Here is a 16844-nt window from a genome sequence, read left to right on the forward strand (position 1 = left end):
GGTATGACGTGGCAGCACGCTGGACTTTCTAGGGTCGAAGGTATGAAGCAGCAGATCCGTGCCCAGAACAAGCGAATGAACGGGCGGATGCGGTTCGACGCCTTGACGGTGTGCGTCGCCCTCATCTTCTTCGCGGTGGCGTGGCCGACGCTGCATGTCACCCATGCGGTGCCGATCGCGGTGCAGCCGTTCATCGCGGCGCTGGCCGCGTTCCCGGTGCTGCTGGTCCGGATCAACCCGGCGCTCGGCTGGGCGATCTCGGCGGGCTCCGGATTGCTCATCTCCCTAGCCATCCCGCATCAGCCGAACAACGATATGCCGATCCAGGTCGTGCACATCCTGACGTTGTTCGTGCTGCTGCTCGCGGTGTCGGTGCGGGCGACCGTGCCGATCATCGGCGTGGCCTGGGTCGCGACCTCGCTGCTGCTGGGCACCACGATGGCCGGCGAGGCCGGCGGGAATTCGGTGTGGGGGTGGCCGATCGCGCTGGGCGCGGTGGTGCTGTTCGGTCTGCTGGTGCGGTGGCTGGTGCAGTCGCGCAAGCAGCTGATGCAGCAGGAAGAGGTGACCGAGGTCGAGCGGGCCCGCCGGGCGATCCTCGAGGAGAAGGCCCGCATCGCCCGGGACCTGCACGACGTGGTGGCGCACCACATGTCGCTGGTGGTGGTGCAGGCGCAGACCGCGCCGTACCGGGTGGAGGGCGTAACCCCCGCTGCCCGTGCGGAATTCGAGTCCATCGGCGCTACCGCCCGCGAGGCGCTCAACGAGATCCGCGGCATGCTCGGCGTGCTGCGCAGCGACGGCCAGGCCCCCGAGCACGCGCCGCAACCCAAGGCCGTCGATGTGCCGAGCCTGTGCGAGGGCGCGCTGCGCGCCGGTGTGCGGATCGCGTGGACGGTCGACGGCCCGCTGGAGACCGTGCCCGACGCCGCGGGTCTGGCGCTGTACCGGATCACCCAGGAGTCGCTGTCGAACGCGTCACGGCACGCACCGGAGGCGCCGGTCCAGGTGCATCTGCGCGTCGGCCCGATCGTGGAGCTCACCGTCCGCAACGGCGCCACCGCCACGGTGGCCCGCCCGGTCGGCAACGGTGGTCACGGCATCGCGGGCATGCAGGCCAGGGCGCTCGCCGTCGGCGGCGAGCTGACCGCGGGCCCGAGCGCCGACGGCGGGTTCGAGGTGCACGCGCGCATTCCGCTGAGCCAGTCGGTGACACTCGATCCCGCGCTGCTCGGTCAAGCCGGTAACTGAGCCGTCTCGCTGACCGCGGCCGCGGCCGCCTAGGGTAGGTCCGTGGCAATAACCGTGTTGATCGCTGATGACCAGGCGATGGTGCGGCAGGGCTTCGGCGCCCTGCTCGCCGCGCAGACTGACATCAGCGTGGTGGGGGACGCGCCGGACGGGAAGATCGCGGTGGCCGAGGCCAAGCGGCTGCGGCCGGACGTGGTCCTGATGGACGTGCGGATGCCGGAAATGAACGGCCTCGACGCGGCCCGGCTCATCCTGGCCGCCGGGTTCGATCCGCCGGTGCGGGTGCTGATGCTCACCACGTTCGACATCGACGATTACGTCTACGAGGCGCTGAGCATCGGCGCGAGCGGCTTCCTGCTCAAGGACGCGCCCGCCGAAGAGCTGGTGCGTGCCGTTCGGGTGGTCGCCGATGGTCAGGCGCTACTGGCGCCGACGGTCACCCGGCGGCTCATCGCCGACGTCACCCGCCGCCGCTCCGCCACCCGCGCGAAGCCCGCGCCCGCGCTCGGCTCGTTGACGCCGCGCGAGCGCGAGGTGCTGGAGCTGATCGCGAAGGGCATGTCCAACACCGAGATCGCCGAATCGCTGTTCGTCGCCGAGCAGACCGTGAAAACGCATGTCTCCAAGGTCTTTTCGAAGCTGAACCTGCGCGATCGGGCGCAGGCGGTGGTGCTGGCCTACGAATCCGGTCTGGTCACGCCGGGCTGAAGTTCTGGCGGGTCAGCCCGCGCAGGTCCCGCCGCGCAACTCGGCCAGGTGCCTGCCGAGCAGCACGGACATCCGGGTGAGGATGGCGGTGGCGTCGTCGTAGGTGCCCGAATCGGCCTGTGCCGCAAGGGCGACGGCGACCATCCCGGATTGCGTCGGCACCACACCGAACTGGCGGACCGTGTAGATGCCGGTGTCGTCGTCCGGGCCCCAGCCGCCCTTGAACGCGGCGCCCGCCAAAGTGCCCAGGCCCCAGGACTGATCGGGCGTGATCTCCGACATCAGCTCGGTCACCTTGAACGTCTGCGGCAGGCACGGCAGCCGGGACGCGAACCGCACCTGGTTCGCCAGCGTCCACTCGGTCTGCCCGAATGCCGTGTAGTCCAACTTGGTTCGTGGTCCGGCCACGCCCGTGGTGGAGTCGCCGCCCTCGTCGATCACGTCCTGCACCGCCTGGGCGGCGGCCAGTCCGTCGCCGAGCGATTGCCAGAGTTCCTCTGCCGCATCGTTATCGGAGACGGTGATCGCGGCCTCGGCGTCCTCGAAGATGGTCGTGTCCGAGTCGTGCCGCAGCGCCGCGATGGCCAGCGGCACCTTGATGGTCGACCAGGCGATGCCGCTGGTCCAGTCGCCGAAGATGGTCATCCGGCCGCCGCCGACCGGCATCACCGCCAGGCCGACCTGGCCGCCGAGGGTGGGTTGCAGCTGGGTGAAGTCCGCGGCCAGCGAATCGGGGATGGACACCGAGAGGCCGGGGCGGAACGATCCGGCGGTGTCGACGACGACCGCGGGCCGGTCGGACTGATGCCGATCGCCGGGGAGCAGCGCGCACGAGGACAGGGCGAGCACTGCGAGCAGGGCCGAGCCGCGCAGCACGCCGCGCAACGCAGAACCGGTACCCGTCGACTTCACCACGCGTCCTCCCCACCACCCATCACTGCGTGTCATCGCTGTCAGTCGGCGGTGCAAAATTTAGCTCATCGGTCCCACCCGGTCGGTAACCGGGCGTAAGGCCATTATGAACGCGCCGTACTTCGTTGACGTGACCATGATGTCTCCTCCATAGTTTCACCGATCTTCCTCGAGAATTCGAAACCGCGTGGCCACGGGGTTACCGGCTATGCTCCAAGCTCTGTGTGACGCGCTCGGACGTGACATCCGGGGGCCGCGGTTCGAATGAAGGGATTGTGTTGCTGACCAGCGGTGCGGTTTTCGCCGGTTTCACCATCGAGAAGCTGCTCGGTCAGGGTGGCATGGGATCGGTGTACCTGGCCCGCCATCCCAGGTTGCCCCGGCAAACCGCCCTCAAGCTGCTCAAGCGTGAGCTGTTCACCGATACCGAGGTGCGGGCGCGGTTCGAGCGGGAGGCCGATCTGGCCGCGCAACTCGATCATCCGAACATCGTCGCGGTGTACGACCGTGGCACCGAGGATGACCAGCTGTGGATCTCCATGCAGTACGTGGATGGCGTCGACGCGGCGACGGTGAACCCGCACAACCTGCCGCCGGAGCGGGCCGTGCAGATCATCGAAGGCGTTGCCGGGGCACTGGATTACGCGCACGGCATGGGCGTGCTGCACCGCGATGTGAAGCCCGCGAACATCATGCTGGCCAGGTCCAGTGGCGGGCACAAGGAGCGGGTGTTCCTCACCGACTTCGGAATCGCCAGGCTGCGTGAGGATTCCACGCACCTGACGCAGACCGGCATGTTCACCGCGACGCTGGCCTACGCCTCGCCGGAGCAGATGACCGGTGCGCATCTCGATCATCGTTCCGACCAGTACTCGCTGGCGTGCGCGCTGTTCTGGCTGCTGACCGGGATCGCCCCGTTCGACTCGCCCGCCCCGGCCGACATCATCCGGGGTCACTTACAGTTACCGCCGCCGTCCGCGGCCGCGCGCCGGGCGGGCCTGCCGGCCGGGCTGGACACGGTGATCGCGGTGGCGATGGCGAAACGACCCGACCACCGGTTCGCGTCCTGCCTCGAATTCGCCGCTGCCGCACGGCAGGCGCTCGCCGGGCAGGTGCCCGCCGTGCCGTACACGCCGCGGCCTGCCCCGACGGTGGTCGCGCAGCCGCCGACGCCGAACCAGGGGCAGTACCCGCCCTCGTATGCCACGTCGGCCCCCACCTTCGCCGCACCGTCGCAGTTCGCCTCGAACCCGGTTGCCGGGCAGCAGTTCCCGTCTGCGGGCTATTCGGCCCCGCCGCAGAACTCCGCTGTCGGACAGTCGTTTTCCCCGGCCAACCAGGCTGGTGGCGGCTACGCGCTGCCCAATTCCGGTGCTGGGCAATCTTTCTCGCCGCCACCGATGGGTTACGGCCCGTCGAACCCAGGTCCGACCTACCCGCCTCCCGCGCGCCGCTCGAACACCGGCTTGATCGTGGCACTGGTATTGGTCGTCGTGATCGTGCTGGTGGTCGCCGGAATCGTGATAGCGAAACTAGGGAAGACGGATCCGTCGTCGCCGCTGGATTTCGGCAAGACGCCCGGGTCGGGCACGCCCGCGGATCCGACGACCGTCGCCAAGGCCTTCCCACAGATCCTCCCGCAGGGCGTCGACACCCAGTTCGGCATCGGCAGCGGCAAGGGCTATCACGACAAAACCTGCTTCCTGGACACCGCCAAGGCGGGCGACAAGATATCCAGCGATGACGACGCGCCCGCCTTCGCGAAGTGGCAGTCCGGCTGGAACTGCTGGGGTGTACCGATCAACGAGCCCGACTTCATCGCGGTCGCCTTCACAACGCCCGACGACGCCAAGGCGGCGGTCCGCGACCTGCCGTCGAACACCAAGGCGACCGAACGCAACGGCGGCAAGTCCTACACCACTTACCGGTGGCAGAAGTCGGAAAGTGGTTTCCCGGACGGGTTTCTGGTCGTGAGCTTCGAATCCGATCCGGCGCGGTCGAGCTATCTGTTCTTCGCCAAGGTGACGCTCACCGACAGCCAACCGGACTCCGGATTCGGGATGACCCAGCAGAAGTTCAAGGCGTGGTTCGCCAACTTGCCGTTGTAGCCGACACAATTCAGTCGACGGCGAGCGCCTCCACGATCGGCATCCGGCCCGCGCGCACAGCGGGCGGGATCGAACCGAGCAGCGCCAGCGCGAGTGCGGCCGAACCATAGACCAGCAGCATCGGACTCGGCCGATAGACGACATCGATGGTGAGCGCGTGCGCGATGGCGACCGTGGCCAGGTACTGCACGGCGATACCGACGACGAGACCCAGTGCCGCGCCCACCAATCCGATGCCCGCCGCTTCGGCGAGCACCGAGCGCATCAGGAACTTGCGGTTGGTGCCCATGGCTCGCAGCACGCCGAGTTCCCTGCGGCGTTCGAGCACCGACAGCATCAACGTATTCAACAGGGCCACCGTGGCGACCAGCACCACGATCCAGAGGATGGCGTTGCTCATCGCCGAGCCCTGCCGAATGCTGGCCGCGACCGCGGCGACCGCGTCCGCACCGGTGTCCACATGGATCTCCGGCGCAACCACCTGCCGCACTGCCGCCTGCACCGCCGCTCGGTCGGCGCCGGGCGCGATGTCGGCCGTCACGACCGTCTCGCCCGGCCGCTCGTACCACTGGCGCAGCAGGTCGAGGTCCATGATGACCACGCCGGAGACCGCCGAGAAATACGGAATCACCTGCAGCACAGTCACGGTGCGTTCGCCGGTCGGCGTCGGCAATGTCAGCTCGGCGCCGACTCCGACACCGAGTGATTTCGCGACATCACGCGATATCGCCACGCCTCGACCGGCGGAAAGTTGGGCGAAGACCGCGTCGGTCAGCATGCCCATCTGGGTTTCGCGGGCGTTGGGTGGAAAGCCCTCGAGCATCACCCGTCCGGTGCCGAGCGTGGCGAAGGCCATCTGCGCCGGGCTCACCTGTGCGATGCCGGGAACCGCGGCGATGCGGTCGGCCAGTCCGGCGGGCAGCAACGGACCGGTCGGGAACTCCGCCATCGAGGCGGGGCTGATATAGAGATCGCTCTTGGCCAGGTCTTCGAAAGTGGCGGTGGCGGAGTCGATCATGTTGCTCGACGCCCCACCCATGCCGACCGTGGCCGCCACGCCGATCAGTACCGTCATCGCGGTCGCCCACACCCGGCGCGGTGCGCGTTCCAGCGTGGTCGCGCCCAGGGCGCCGGGCGCACCGAACATGCGCGCGGTCGCCGCGGCGGCCCGGACCAGCGGCCCGGTTGCCGCGAAACAGAGCGTGATGGCCGCCATGAACGCGGTCGAGATGGACCCGAGCGAATAGCGGCCGAGGTCCAGCTCGGCGATCACGACCGCGAGGACGGCCAGCCCGAGGCCCGCCAGCACCGCCGCCCAGCGCAGCAGCGGGCTCGTCGTGTCGGAACGGCCGACGCCGACCGGGACCAACGCCTCGATCGGTTCCACCTTGTACACCTGACGCGCCGCCAGCCCGGCCGCGGTCACGCTGGCGACCACACAGGCGCCGATCGCGACCGGTACCGCGTAGCCGGGTACCAGGTACTCGGTCCGCGCCTCCACCGATGACACGATGGCAGCCGGCAACTGGCCGATCGCCATGCGCCCCAAGAAGATTCCGAGCACCGCGCCGACGCCGCCGCCCAGCACGCCGAGCAATGCGGCCTCGGCGAGCAGATCGCGCACCATCGGCCCGCGCTTGCCGCCGATCGCACGCAACAGCGACAGCACGGGACGGCGCTGCGCGATCGCCATGCTCATGGCGTTGTAGATGAGGAAGGCCGAAACGATCAGTGCCGCAGCCGAAGCCATCATGGTGGAATACCGCACCAGCTGCACCGCCCCGCCCGCCTGCGCGGTGCGCAGGCTCGGCTCGGCGACCACCGCACGACCGTCGACGACCTTGGTGAGTTCGGCACGCAACGCGTCGACCTGCGTGCCCGGTGCCGGGATGATCTGAATGGAATCCAGCCGCCCGACCCGCCCGGTCACCTTCTGCGCGAGCCCGAGCGGCGCGGCGACCAGATGACCGCCGTTGAGCTGCTTCGACGTCTCCTTGTCGAGAATGCCTGCGACGGTGACGTTTCCGGAGCCGAGAGTGAACTGCTCGCCCTCCGCGTGCCCCATCGCGGCACCGACCAGAACGCCGTTGGGCACCGTGAGCAGCTTGCCGAGCTGCGCGGTCATCGGCCCGGTCAGCTCGCTGCCGAGTGCGCCGATGTTCTGGTCGGCCCCGATCAGCAGTGCCCGATCGGCACCGCTGCCGATCTGCGCGCGCACCATCGGCACCGCCTTGCCGACGCCCGGCGTGGTCGTGATCCGTGGCAGCAGTTGCTGATCGAAGCCCGCGTCGGTGACACCGGTGACCTCGAGCGCGGCCCGCCCGCCGAGGCTGTGCGTGAGCCGGTCCACCGATCCGGTGACCGAACCGGAGATGCTGAGCACCGCGACGAGCAGCCCCGCCGACACTCCCATCACCATCAGCGACATGGCGGTACGCCCGCGGTGCACGCGGAGCTCGCCGATGTTGAACAGCCGCAGTCGATCCCACGCGGCCGCGATCACGCGATGGCCGATCGCTCGGCGATCTCGTTCGAACCGATCCGCCCGTCGTGCAAGGTGACCACCCGGTCGCAGTAGGCCACCGCGCCCGCGTCGTGGGTCACCATCACCACCGAATTGCCGGATCCGGCAATCGCACCGAGCAATTCGAGGATGGTCGCGCCGGTCTTGGAATCCAGGTTCCCGGTGGGCTCGTCGGCCAGGATGAGCGGCGGATCCATGATCATCGCGCGGGCCACCGCGACCCGCTGCATCTGCCCGCCGGACAGCTCGGCGGGCCGATGGCTCGCCCGGTCACTCAGCCCGACGAGCTCGAGCAGTTCCAGCGCGCGCGGCTTGGCCTTGCGTAACCCGGTGCCGTCCAGCAACTTCGGGATCGCGACGTTCTCCCAGGCGGACAGGGTGGGCAGCAGGTTGAAGAACTGGAAGATGAAACCGACGCGGTGGCGGCGGAACTCGGACTGGCGCTCGTCGTTCAGCGACCCGATCTCCTTGCCCTGGAACCGGATCGAGCCCGCGTCCGGGGTGTCCAGCGCACCGAGCAGATGCAGCAGCGTGCTCTTGCCCGAACCGGACGGCCCGATGATCGAGGTGAATTCGCCGGGTTCGATGCGCAGGCTGATGCCGTCGAGTGCGCGAACGGCCTGCCCACCGACCCGATACTCCTTGGTCACCCCGGATAATTCGAGCATTGCCGGATCCGACATCGTTGTCCCCACCCTGTTCGGTTGGTCATCTGTGCTGTATCGCGCACTACCGCGCCATGACTTCCGGCGCATGGATGCCGCGACGATACTGGGCCGCGCGCAGCACCGGAGCCTTTCCGGGTGACGCTGCGCTTCACGGTACGGACGGGCGGTCGGGCTGTCTTCGTGCCAGAGACCCGGATCGATCTCCGCCCACGGTAGGAGAAACGACCCACTCCAGGAACGATGTACGGGCCACGACCGGGCGGTTAGCCTTACCGGATGGGTGTGATCGACGTGCCCAACCCGGTGCGCGCACCGCGGCTGGTGGCCCGCGCGTTGCGGCGCGCGGTCGTTGGTTCGCGCCGCGCCGGTGACCGCGTCGCGGAGTTCGCCAGACAGCCGGTTGCCGTGTTCCAGCGCCGGGTCGAGGAACTTCCATTCGACTATCCGCCGTCGGTCATTCTCGTGGTCGATCTGGCGGTGTGCCTGGTCGCCATCGCGGCCGCGGTCCAGCGGCACAGCTACTTCCCGACCGCCCTCCCGATCCTGGCCGTGCTGTTGACCACGGCCTTCGGCCCGATGTACGCCTTCCTCGGGGTGATGCCGCGGCCGGTGACCCTCGGACTGCTCGCGATGGCGGCCGAGGCGATATTCCTCGTGCAACCGGTCTCGCCGGACCTCGCGCCGTTCGTGCTCGTCGCGGCGGCAGGCGAGGTGGCAGCACTGACGGGGCTGCGGGTCAGCGTGCCGACCACCGCGGCGATGATGCTCGAGCTGGTCTTGTTCGACATGTATGGGCACCTGTCCGAAGGCCTGCCGACCTACCTGATCACCGTTCTGGTCACGGTCGCGTTCGGGTGGATGGCTGGTTTGCTGCTGCAATACCAACGCCGATTCCTCTATCAGGAACGCGGCTACCAGGACATCCGCGCGGCCCAGGCCGCCGACGAGGAGCGCCGCCGGATCGCCCGCGAGGTGCACGACGTGATCGCACACTCGCTGAGCATTACGTTGCTGCACCTCACAGCAGCGCGGCATGCGCTGCAGACCGATCGCGAGATCGACGAGGCGGTGGAATCGCTCACCGAGGCCGAACAGCTCGGCCGCCAGGCCATGGCCGACATCCGCCGCACCGTCGGGCTGCTCGACGCGCGGCCGTCGAAGCAGGTACCGGAACCGGGCGTCGAGGACATCGCGAGCCTGGTCGGCGATTTCGCCAGGGCCGGGCTCGAGGTGCGGTTCGTGTGCGCCGAGGACCTGCGCGCGGTCTCGCCCGCGGTCGGGCTCGCGCTGTATCGGATCGGGCAGGAGTCGCTGGCCAACGTCGCCAAGCACGCACCGGGCGCCACCGCGTGCGTTCAGCTCGCGGTCGATGCCACGTCGGCGATATTGACGGTGGACAACACGGTGCCCGCGGGTCTGCCCGCGCAGCGAGGTACCGGGATGGGGGTGTCGGGCATGGTGCAGCGTGCCGAACTGCTCGGCGGTCGGATGATCGCGGGACCGTGCGCCGACGGCTGGTCGGTCCGGGTGTCCATACCGCTCGCTCCGGCCCGCTCCGGGTTCGCGTGCACGTCATGGACCGGGATGTCGCAAGGTGGCCCGTCGGCGATACGGGAGGCGTGAATGAGACAGCACGGCGAGTTACAGGAGATCAGGTGACAGTGCCATCGCCCGCGGGGGCCGAGGACGCGGTCACCGTGCTGGTGGTCGACGACCAGGAGTTGGTCCGCGGCGGGTTGCGCCGCATCCTGCGGCGCCGCGACGGTTTCGTGGTCAGCGAATGCGCGGACGGCGACGAGGTGGTCGCCGCGGTGGCGGCAGCGCGACCCGACGTGGTGCTGATGGACCTGCGGATGAAACGTGTCGGCGGCATCGACGCCACCCGCATCCTGCGCGCCCGCGACGGAGCGCCGCCGGTGTTGGTGCTGACCACCTTCGACGACGATCAGCTGCTCTCCGGCGCGCTGCGGGCGGGTGCGGCCGGGTTCATTCTCAAGGACTCACCCGCCGAGGACCTGATTCGCGCGGTGCGGATGGTCGCGGGCGGCGGCGCCTGGCTCGACCCGTCGGTCACCGAACGCGTGCTCTCGGCCTATCGGACGGTGCGGCCGACACGCACGAGCGCCCGGCTGTCGGAGCTGACCGCGCGCGAGTACGAGGTGCTCGAACTGATCGGACGCGGCCGGGTGAACACGGAGATCGCCCGCGAACTCGGTATCTCCGAAGTCACGGTGAAAAGCCATGTCGGACACATATTCGGCAAGCTCGACCTGCGAGATCGGGCCGCCGCGATCGTCTTTGCGTTTGACCACGGGGTGGTGACACCCGGAGAATCCACTCTTTGACGGGCAGGCGTCGCGAGAGTTATGCGTGCACTCCTGGCCCGGGATGTGGAGGATTGACGGGGTGGAGGCACCTGGGCCGAGAACCGGCACACGGTTTGGGCCGTACGAATTGCGATCACTACTGGGCAAGGGGGGGATGGGCGAGGTATACGAGGCCTACGACACGGTGAAGGACCGGGTGGTGGCGGTCAAGCTGCTGCACGAGGAACTCGCCGGCGACCCCGCCTATCAGGTCCGGTTCCGGCGCGAATCACAAGCGGCGGCGCGAGTTGCCGAACCGCACATCGTCCCCATTCACGACTGGGGCGTCATCGACGGCGTGTTGTTCATCGACATGCAACTGGTGCCCGGCGTCGACCTGCGCACGCTGCTGCGCAAGGAAGGTCCGCTGAGTCCGGTTCGCGCGGTGGGCATCATCGAGCAGATCGCGAGCGCGCTGGACGCCGCGCACGCGGGCGGCCTGGTGCATCGCGACGTGAAACCGGCGAACATCCTGGTCACCGCGGCGGATTACGCCTACCTCGCCGACTTCGGCATCGCGCACACCGAGGGCGACAGCGCCGTCACGGTGGTCGGCATGGCCGTCGGCTCCTACATCTACATGGCGCCGGAACGCTTCGACGTCGCCCAGGTCACCGGCCGGGCGGACATCTACTCGCTGTCCTGTGTGCTGCACGAGTGTCTGACGGGCGCATCGCCTTTCCCCGCGGCCAGCATGAATGTGCTGATCAAGTCGCATATGTCCGATCCGCCGCCGCGGCCGAGCGCCCAGCAGGCGGGCATCCCGGCCGGACTCGACGCGGTGATCAGCCGCGGCATGGCCAAGAATCCGGCCGATCGGTGGCCGACCGCCGCCGCGCTCGCGTTGGCCGCGCGGGACGCCCTGTCCAGCGCGCCCTCGACAGGTACGCCACCGGCAGTGGTGCCCTCGAATGGTCAGGTCCCGGCGGACCCGCCTGCGCCGAACGTGCCACCACCGACCGGACCGATGCTGGTGGTCCGCGCGCCGGGCGCGGTGCCGCCGGAGTCGACGGGCGAGATCTCCGCCGTGATCCTGCCCGGCGCGCCGACCGTGGTGCGGCCGACCGAAATCCAGTACACGACACTGTCGTCGCCGCAGGAGCCCGCGCCCCCGTTCGGGCCGCCCGCGCGCTGGACACCCGAACAAGGGCTGCCGCCGGTGCGGCCGTTCCCCGACGCGCACCTGTACTCGGAACAGTCCGGGGGACAGGCGTATTCGGAGCATCCCGGCGGCGGGCCGTATCCGGATCCGCCCGTGGGACCGCTATACCCGGATCGGCCCGGGGGCCAGCCGTACTCAGGGCGTCCCGGTAGCCAGCCGTATTCGGATCAGCCGGGCGAGCAGTCGTATTCGGATCAGCCTGGAGGACCACCTTTCTCGGGACGGCCCGGTGGCCAGCCGTATTCGGATCAGCCTGGGGGACCGCCTTTCTCGGGACGGCCCGGCAGTCAGCCGTACCCGGATCCGTCCAGGGACAAGGGCTTCCCGGAGCGTCCCGGCGGTCAGCCGTATCCGGATCGGTCCGGCGGGCAACCATATTCGGATCAGCCCGAGGAGCAGCCGTACTCGGATCCGTTCGGCGGCCGACCGTACTCGGATCAGCCAGGTGGCGAGCCCTACTCGAATCAGCGCGGGGGGCAGCCGTATTCGGATCAGCCCGACCAGCCGTATCCGGCAGGCCGTGGGGCACAACCGCACGTCGACGTGCCGTTCACCGAACATCCTGGGGCGCAGGCATATTCGCAGAGTGAGCCCTACGTAGGCGGCCAAGCGTATTCGGACGCCCAGCAGTACGAGACGACGCGATTCCCGGACGCGCCCGGCAGCCAGCCATCGCCGGCCGCCGACTATCCGCCGGATTACTCAGCCACCCAGGCATATTCGGCCCCGGCCGGGTATTCCGCGCCGGAGGCGTATTCCGAGCCCGACGAGTATTACGGTGCCGGCGGCTATTCCGCGCACGGCAGCCACGCCCGACCTGACCAGCCGCCGCAGAGCAACTACGCGAGCCAGAGCAACTACGCCGGTCAAGGTGACTACGCGAACCAAGGCGAGTACCCGGATCAGGGCTACGCGGACGACTACGACGACTATGGGCCAGAAGAGGATCCGTACGCCGAGCCCGGCAAACGCCGATCCGTCTTACTGCCCATCCTGGTCGGCGTCGTGGTGATCGTCGTGATCGCCGTCGTCGGTGCGATCGGCTGGCAGGTATTCAACTCCCGCAACGTCGCCCACCCGACCGAACAGCAAGCCGGTGCCCCGGTGCCGACGGCGAGTCCATCGGCCCCAGCGTCGGGCGGTTCCTCGGCGCCGCCGGTCGCGTCCACCCCGGCCAAGCCGACGACCGTGACCCTGCCCGCCGGCGCCAAGCCGTGCACCCAGGGCAACTCGGCGTCGGGCACATTCACCAAGTCCGCCACCGGATCTGCCGCGACGACCTGTGCGTTCGCCGAGGAAGTCCGGCGCGCGTACGCCGAAACGAACACCGCGAACACGGTTTCGCGGGAGGCGCCGCGCACAGTGACGGCGACCAGTCCGGTCACCGGCCGGACTTACACGATGAATTGCCTCAGCGAAGGCCAGCTCGTCACATGCAGTGGCGGCGAAAATGCGGTGGTGTATGTATATTGATCGACCCCGTGCGGCTCGTGTGCGAAAAGCATTGAGCTGTGCGGCATTAGCTGTATTCCTGGTGGCCGGATGCGGAACCCGCAGCGACGGTTCCGAATCGGACGAGACCAGCATTACCGCGGCCGCGTCGCACGCGGACCAGAAGGGCCTGTCCATCACGGTTCCGGGCACGCTGGCCGCGGGCGTCGCCGAACTGCAGGCGGGAGTGCGTGGCAAGGTCGGCATGGCGATCATGCCGGTCGGCGGCGACCAGGTGGTCAGCTTCGGCGACTGGACCACCGGTCCCGCCTGGTCGACGATGAAGGTGCCGTTGGCCATTGCCGCGCTGCGCCTCAGCGGCGGCAACCCGAGCTACGCCGCGACGGCCGCGATCACCGCCTCCGACAACGCCGCCGCCGACACGCTGTGGCAGTCGCTGGGCAGCAATCAGGAAGCGGCACAGGCGGTGCAGTCGGTCCTGCGGGAGGGCGGTGACGCCAAGACCACCGTGCCCGCCACCAGGACCAGACCCGAGAACTCGGCCTTCGGTCAGGCGGACTGGTCGCTCACCGACCAGGTCCGGTTCGCCTCGCGGCTGCCCTGCCTGCCGGAGACCGCACCCGTGATCAACCTGATGGAACAGATCCAGGCGGCCCAGCGCTGGGGCTTGGGCGCCTTCACCGGCGCCGAGTTCAAGGGCGGCTGGGGTCCGGACACCTCGGGCGCCTATCTGGTCCGGCAGTTCGGCCTGATCTCCACCCCGTCGGGGCAGATTGCGATCGCGTTTGCCGCGCAGCCGGATTCCGGTGCCTTCTCCGACGGGATGACCATGCTGGACAAGCTGTCCACCGTTATTTCCCAGCACCTGAACGAGCTGACCGGCGGTCGTTGTCCCAGCTGATCCACCGGACTTGACCGGGTAACGGGTACCCCTGAGAATCCCGACGTATCGGATGTAGGCCGCCGGGCCTACGGTGCGCCGGGTCGCGCACGTGAGTGGAGGTGACGGGGTGGACGGACCGCGGACGAGGATCGGGACTCGATTCGGTCCTTACGAGCTGCGCTCGCTGCTGGGTCGCGGCGGCATGGGCGAGGTCTACGAGGCCTACGACACGGTGAAGGACCGGGTCGTCGCGGTCAAACTGTTGTCGCCCGCGCTCGCGAAAGACCCGATGTTCCAGGAGCGGTTCCGCCGCGAATCGCAGGCGGCCGCGCGGGTGGCCGAACCGCACGTCATCCCGATCCACGACTGGGGCGAGATCGACGGCGTGCTCTACATCGACATGCGGCTGGTGCGCGGCCATGATCTGCGTTCGGTGCTGCGGGGTGAGGGGCCGTTGACCCCGGCTCGCGCGATCGGCATCATCGAGCAGATCGGCTCGGCCCTGGACGCCGCGCACGCGGAGGGCCTGGTGCACCGCGACGTCAAGCCCGCCAACATCCTCGTCACCGCATCGGACTTCGCCTACCTGGCCGATTTCGGCATTGCCAGGTCCGCCAAGGATTCCGATATGACCGCCACCGGTGCCGCCGCGGTCGGCTCCTACAGCTACATCGCGCCGGAACGCTTCGAGAACGGTCCGATCACCGGCACCGCCGACGTCTACTCGCTCGCCTGCGTCCTCTACGAATGCCTCACCGGCGCACAGCCTTTCCAGGCCGACGCGATGAGTGTGCTTATCCGCTCGCATCTTTCGATGCCGCCGCCGCGCCCGAGTGCCGTACGACGTGGCGTGCCTGCCGCATTGGACGAGGTGATCGCGCGCGGGATGGCCAAGCGGCCGACGGACCGCTATTCGACCGCGGGTGGGCTGGCGTCGGCGGCGAAGTCGGCGCTCACCGGACGAGCGGTCGTCGCGGTGACGGAGTTGCCGACCGACCGGATGGGGACGGTGCGGCCGAAAGCGCCACCGACCGTGGTGTTCCCGACCGTCGGGCCGGTCCAGCCGGTCGGGAATGCCCTTCCGACGGACGCGATTCCGCGCCAGCCCGGCAACATCGGTTCCAGCCGGATCACCCGGCCGCCGGAGCCGAGCCGCGAGGTGGCTCACCGCGGCGAAGTTGTTCGGCGAGAACCTCTTCGAGTCCCAGAACCGAATCGCGGTCGCGTGGATACCGGCCCGCGCCCGGCCACCGTGGCGCCGACCGGAGCGGACGAACCTGCCTCGCCGAAGCCTCGGTCTCGAGCCAAGTGGCCCAGGGTGGTCGGCGCGCTCATCATCGTGCTCGCCCTCGCGGGTGTCGTCGGCTGGCTGAAGCGCGACGCGTTCATCTCCCGTCCCACCGCCCCGACGCTCGCGCCGGTGCCCGCCACCGCCAGGGGATGCGCGACCAAATACCCGCCCGCAGGCCGCTTCACCTACTCGGCGATCGGCAACGGCGTCACCTCGTGCGACTTCGCCGAGGAAGTCCGCAAGGCCTACAGCGAGGGGTCCGACGCCGACGGCTCCCGCCAGGTGACCGCGTTCAGCCCGGCCACGCAGAAGAACTACACCATGGAGTGCGTCACCCGCGACGGTCTGGTCACCTGCACCGGCGGCGAGAACGCGTTCGTCTATATCTACTGACGTTCGCGAAAGATATTGGGTAGTTGATGGGGGTCGTCCTGCCGATCGCGGCCCGGCGGGGCAAGATAGCGGCCATGCGCATCGGAGTCTTGACCGGCGGCGGAGACTGCCCTGGACTGAACGCGGTCATCCGTGCCGTCGTTCGCACCGCGAACGGCCGCTACGGCGACGCGATCGTCGGGTTCGAGGACGGTTGGCGCGGTTTATTGGAGGATCGCAAGATCCAGATCCACAACGACGACCGCACCGACCGGCTGCTCACCAAGGGCGGCACCATCCTCGGCACCGCCCGCACCAACCCCGACGTGCTGCGCGCCGGGCTCGGCCGGATCAAACGGACCCTGGACGACAACGGCATCGACGCGTTGATCCCGATCGGCGGCGAGGGCACGCTCACCGCGGCCAGCTGGCTGTCCGACGAGGGCGTCCCGGTCGTCGGCGTGCCGAAGACCATCGACAACGACATCGACTGCACCGACGTCACTTTCGGCCACGACACCGCGTTGAGCATCGCCAGCGAGGCGATCGACCGGCTGCACACCACCGCGGAATCGCACCAGCGCGTGATGCTGGTCGAGGTGATGGGGCGGCACGCCGGCTGGATCGCGGTGAACGCCGGCATGGCGGCGGGCGCGCACCTGACCCTGGTGCCCGAGGTGCCGTTCGACGTGGACGAGGTGTGCGCGATGATCAAGCGCCGCTTCCAGCGCGGCGACAAGCACTTCATCTGCGTCGTCGCCGAAGGTTCGCATCCCGCGGAGGATTCCGGTTTCGCGTTGCGCGAGGGCGGGATCGACGAATTCGGGCACGAGCGGTTCACCGGTGTCGCCCAGCAGCTCGGCGCGGAGATCGAACGCCGCATCGGCAAGGAGGTCCGCACCACGGTGCTCGGCCACGTCCAGCGCGGCGGCAGCCCCACCCCGTACGACCGGGTGCTGGCCACCCGGTTCGGCCTGCACGCCGCCGAGGCCGTGCACGCCGGTCAGTTCGGCCAGATGGTCGCGTTGCACGGCAGCAACATCGACCTCGTCCCGCTGGCCGAGGCCACCAAACAGCTCAAGCGGGTGCCCGACGAGCGTTACCGCGAGGCCGAGGCGTTCTTCGGCTGATCACCCGAATTCACCAG

General features: G+C 68.9%; 11 protein-coding genes and 1 pseudogene. 9 read left to right on the top strand and 3 right to left on the bottom strand.

Annotated features, from left to right (window positions below; translation table 11 throughout):
• Window positions 1–42: 42 nt before the first annotated feature.
• Together ABZ942_RS01855 and ABZ942_RS01860 are read left to right on the top strand one after the other, a co-directional pair.
• Complete coding sequence (locus ABZ942_RS01855) at window positions 43–1251, top strand: histidine kinase (RefSeq protein ID WP_357378048.1); 1209 nt, start codon at window positions 43–45, stop codon at window positions 1249–1251.
• Window positions 1252–1293: 42 nt separating this feature from the next.
• The gene (locus tag ABZ942_RS01860) at window positions 1294–1959 is read left to right on the top strand and encodes a response regulator transcription factor (RefSeq protein ID WP_357378050.1); all 666 of its coding nucleotides are present in this window, start codon (window positions 1294–1296) and stop codon (window positions 1957–1959) included.
• Between the two features lie 12 nt (window positions 1960–1971).
• On the opposite strand, the gene ABZ942_RS01865 is transcribed toward ABZ942_RS01860, so the two are convergent.
• Window positions 1972–2874: a hypothetical protein gene (locus tag ABZ942_RS01865; RefSeq protein ID WP_357378052.1), complete on the bottom strand. Its 903-nt coding sequence runs from the start codon at window positions 2872–2874 to the stop codon at window positions 1972–1974.
• A gap of 272 nt (window positions 2875–3146) precedes the next feature.
• Here ABZ942_RS01865 and ABZ942_RS01870 point away from each other — a divergent pair, with 272 nt between their 5' ends.
• Window positions 3147–4979: a protein kinase gene (locus ABZ942_RS01870; protein WP_357378054.1), complete on the top strand. Its 1833-nt coding sequence runs from the start codon at window positions 3147–3149 to the stop codon at window positions 4977–4979.
• A 10-nt stretch (window positions 4980–4989) separates the two neighbouring features.
• Here the strand turns inward: ABZ942_RS01870 and ABZ942_RS01875 are convergent, their stop codons facing one another.
• Together ABZ942_RS01875 and ABZ942_RS01880 are read right to left on the bottom strand one after the other, a co-directional pair.
• Window positions 4990–7482: an FtsX-like permease family protein gene (locus tag ABZ942_RS01875; protein WP_357378056.1), complete on the bottom strand. Its 2493-nt coding sequence runs from the start codon at window positions 7480–7482 to the stop codon at window positions 4990–4992.
• A complete protein-coding gene (locus ABZ942_RS01880) occupies window positions 7479–8186 on the bottom strand; it encodes an ABC transporter ATP-binding protein (protein WP_357378058.1) in 708 nt (235 codons plus the stop codon). The genes ABZ942_RS01875 and ABZ942_RS01880 overlap by 4 nt, the downstream gene beginning before the upstream one ends.
• A 261-nt stretch (window positions 8187–8447) precedes the next feature.
• Here ABZ942_RS01880 and ABZ942_RS01885 point away from each other — a divergent pair, with 261 nt between their 5' ends.
• From ABZ942_RS01885 to ABZ942_RS01910, 6 genes and pseudogenes are all read left to right on the top strand, one after another.
• On the top strand, window positions 8448–9794 hold the full coding sequence (locus ABZ942_RS01885) for a histidine kinase (protein WP_357378060.1): 1347 nt from the start codon (window positions 8448–8450) through the stop codon (window positions 9792–9794).
• A gap of 74 nt (window positions 9795–9868) precedes the next feature.
• Window positions 9869–10516 (top strand): response regulator transcription factor, encoded by a 648-nt coding sequence (locus ABZ942_RS01890; RefSeq protein ID WP_357379327.1) that lies wholly within the window; start codon window positions 9869–9871, stop codon window positions 10514–10516.
• Window positions 10517–10559: 43 nt separating this feature from the next.
• Window positions 10560–11405 (top strand): annotated as a pseudogene (locus ABZ942_RS01895) (serine/threonine-protein kinase); the annotation flags it as partial.
• A gap of 1828 nt (window positions 11406–13233) precedes the next feature.
• Complete coding sequence (locus ABZ942_RS01900; protein WP_357378061.1) at window positions 13234–14052, top strand: hypothetical protein; 819 nt, start codon at window positions 13234–13236, stop codon at window positions 14050–14052.
• 109 nt (window positions 14053–14161) lie between these two features.
• Window positions 14162–15718, top strand: coding sequence for a protein kinase (locus ABZ942_RS01905; RefSeq protein WP_357378063.1), 1557 nt, complete (start codon window positions 14162–14164; stop codon window positions 15716–15718).
• A 74-nt stretch (window positions 15719–15792) separates the two neighbouring features.
• Window positions 15793–16827, top strand: coding sequence for an ATP-dependent 6-phosphofructokinase (locus ABZ942_RS01910; protein ID WP_357378065.1), 1035 nt, complete (start codon window positions 15793–15795; stop codon window positions 16825–16827).
• Window positions 16828–16844 lie beyond the last annotated feature (17 nt).

This window comes from Nocardia sp. NPDC046473, from assembly GCF_040645995.1.
Classification (GTDB): Bacteria; Actinomycetota; Actinomycetes; order Mycobacteriales; family Mycobacteriaceae; genus Nocardia.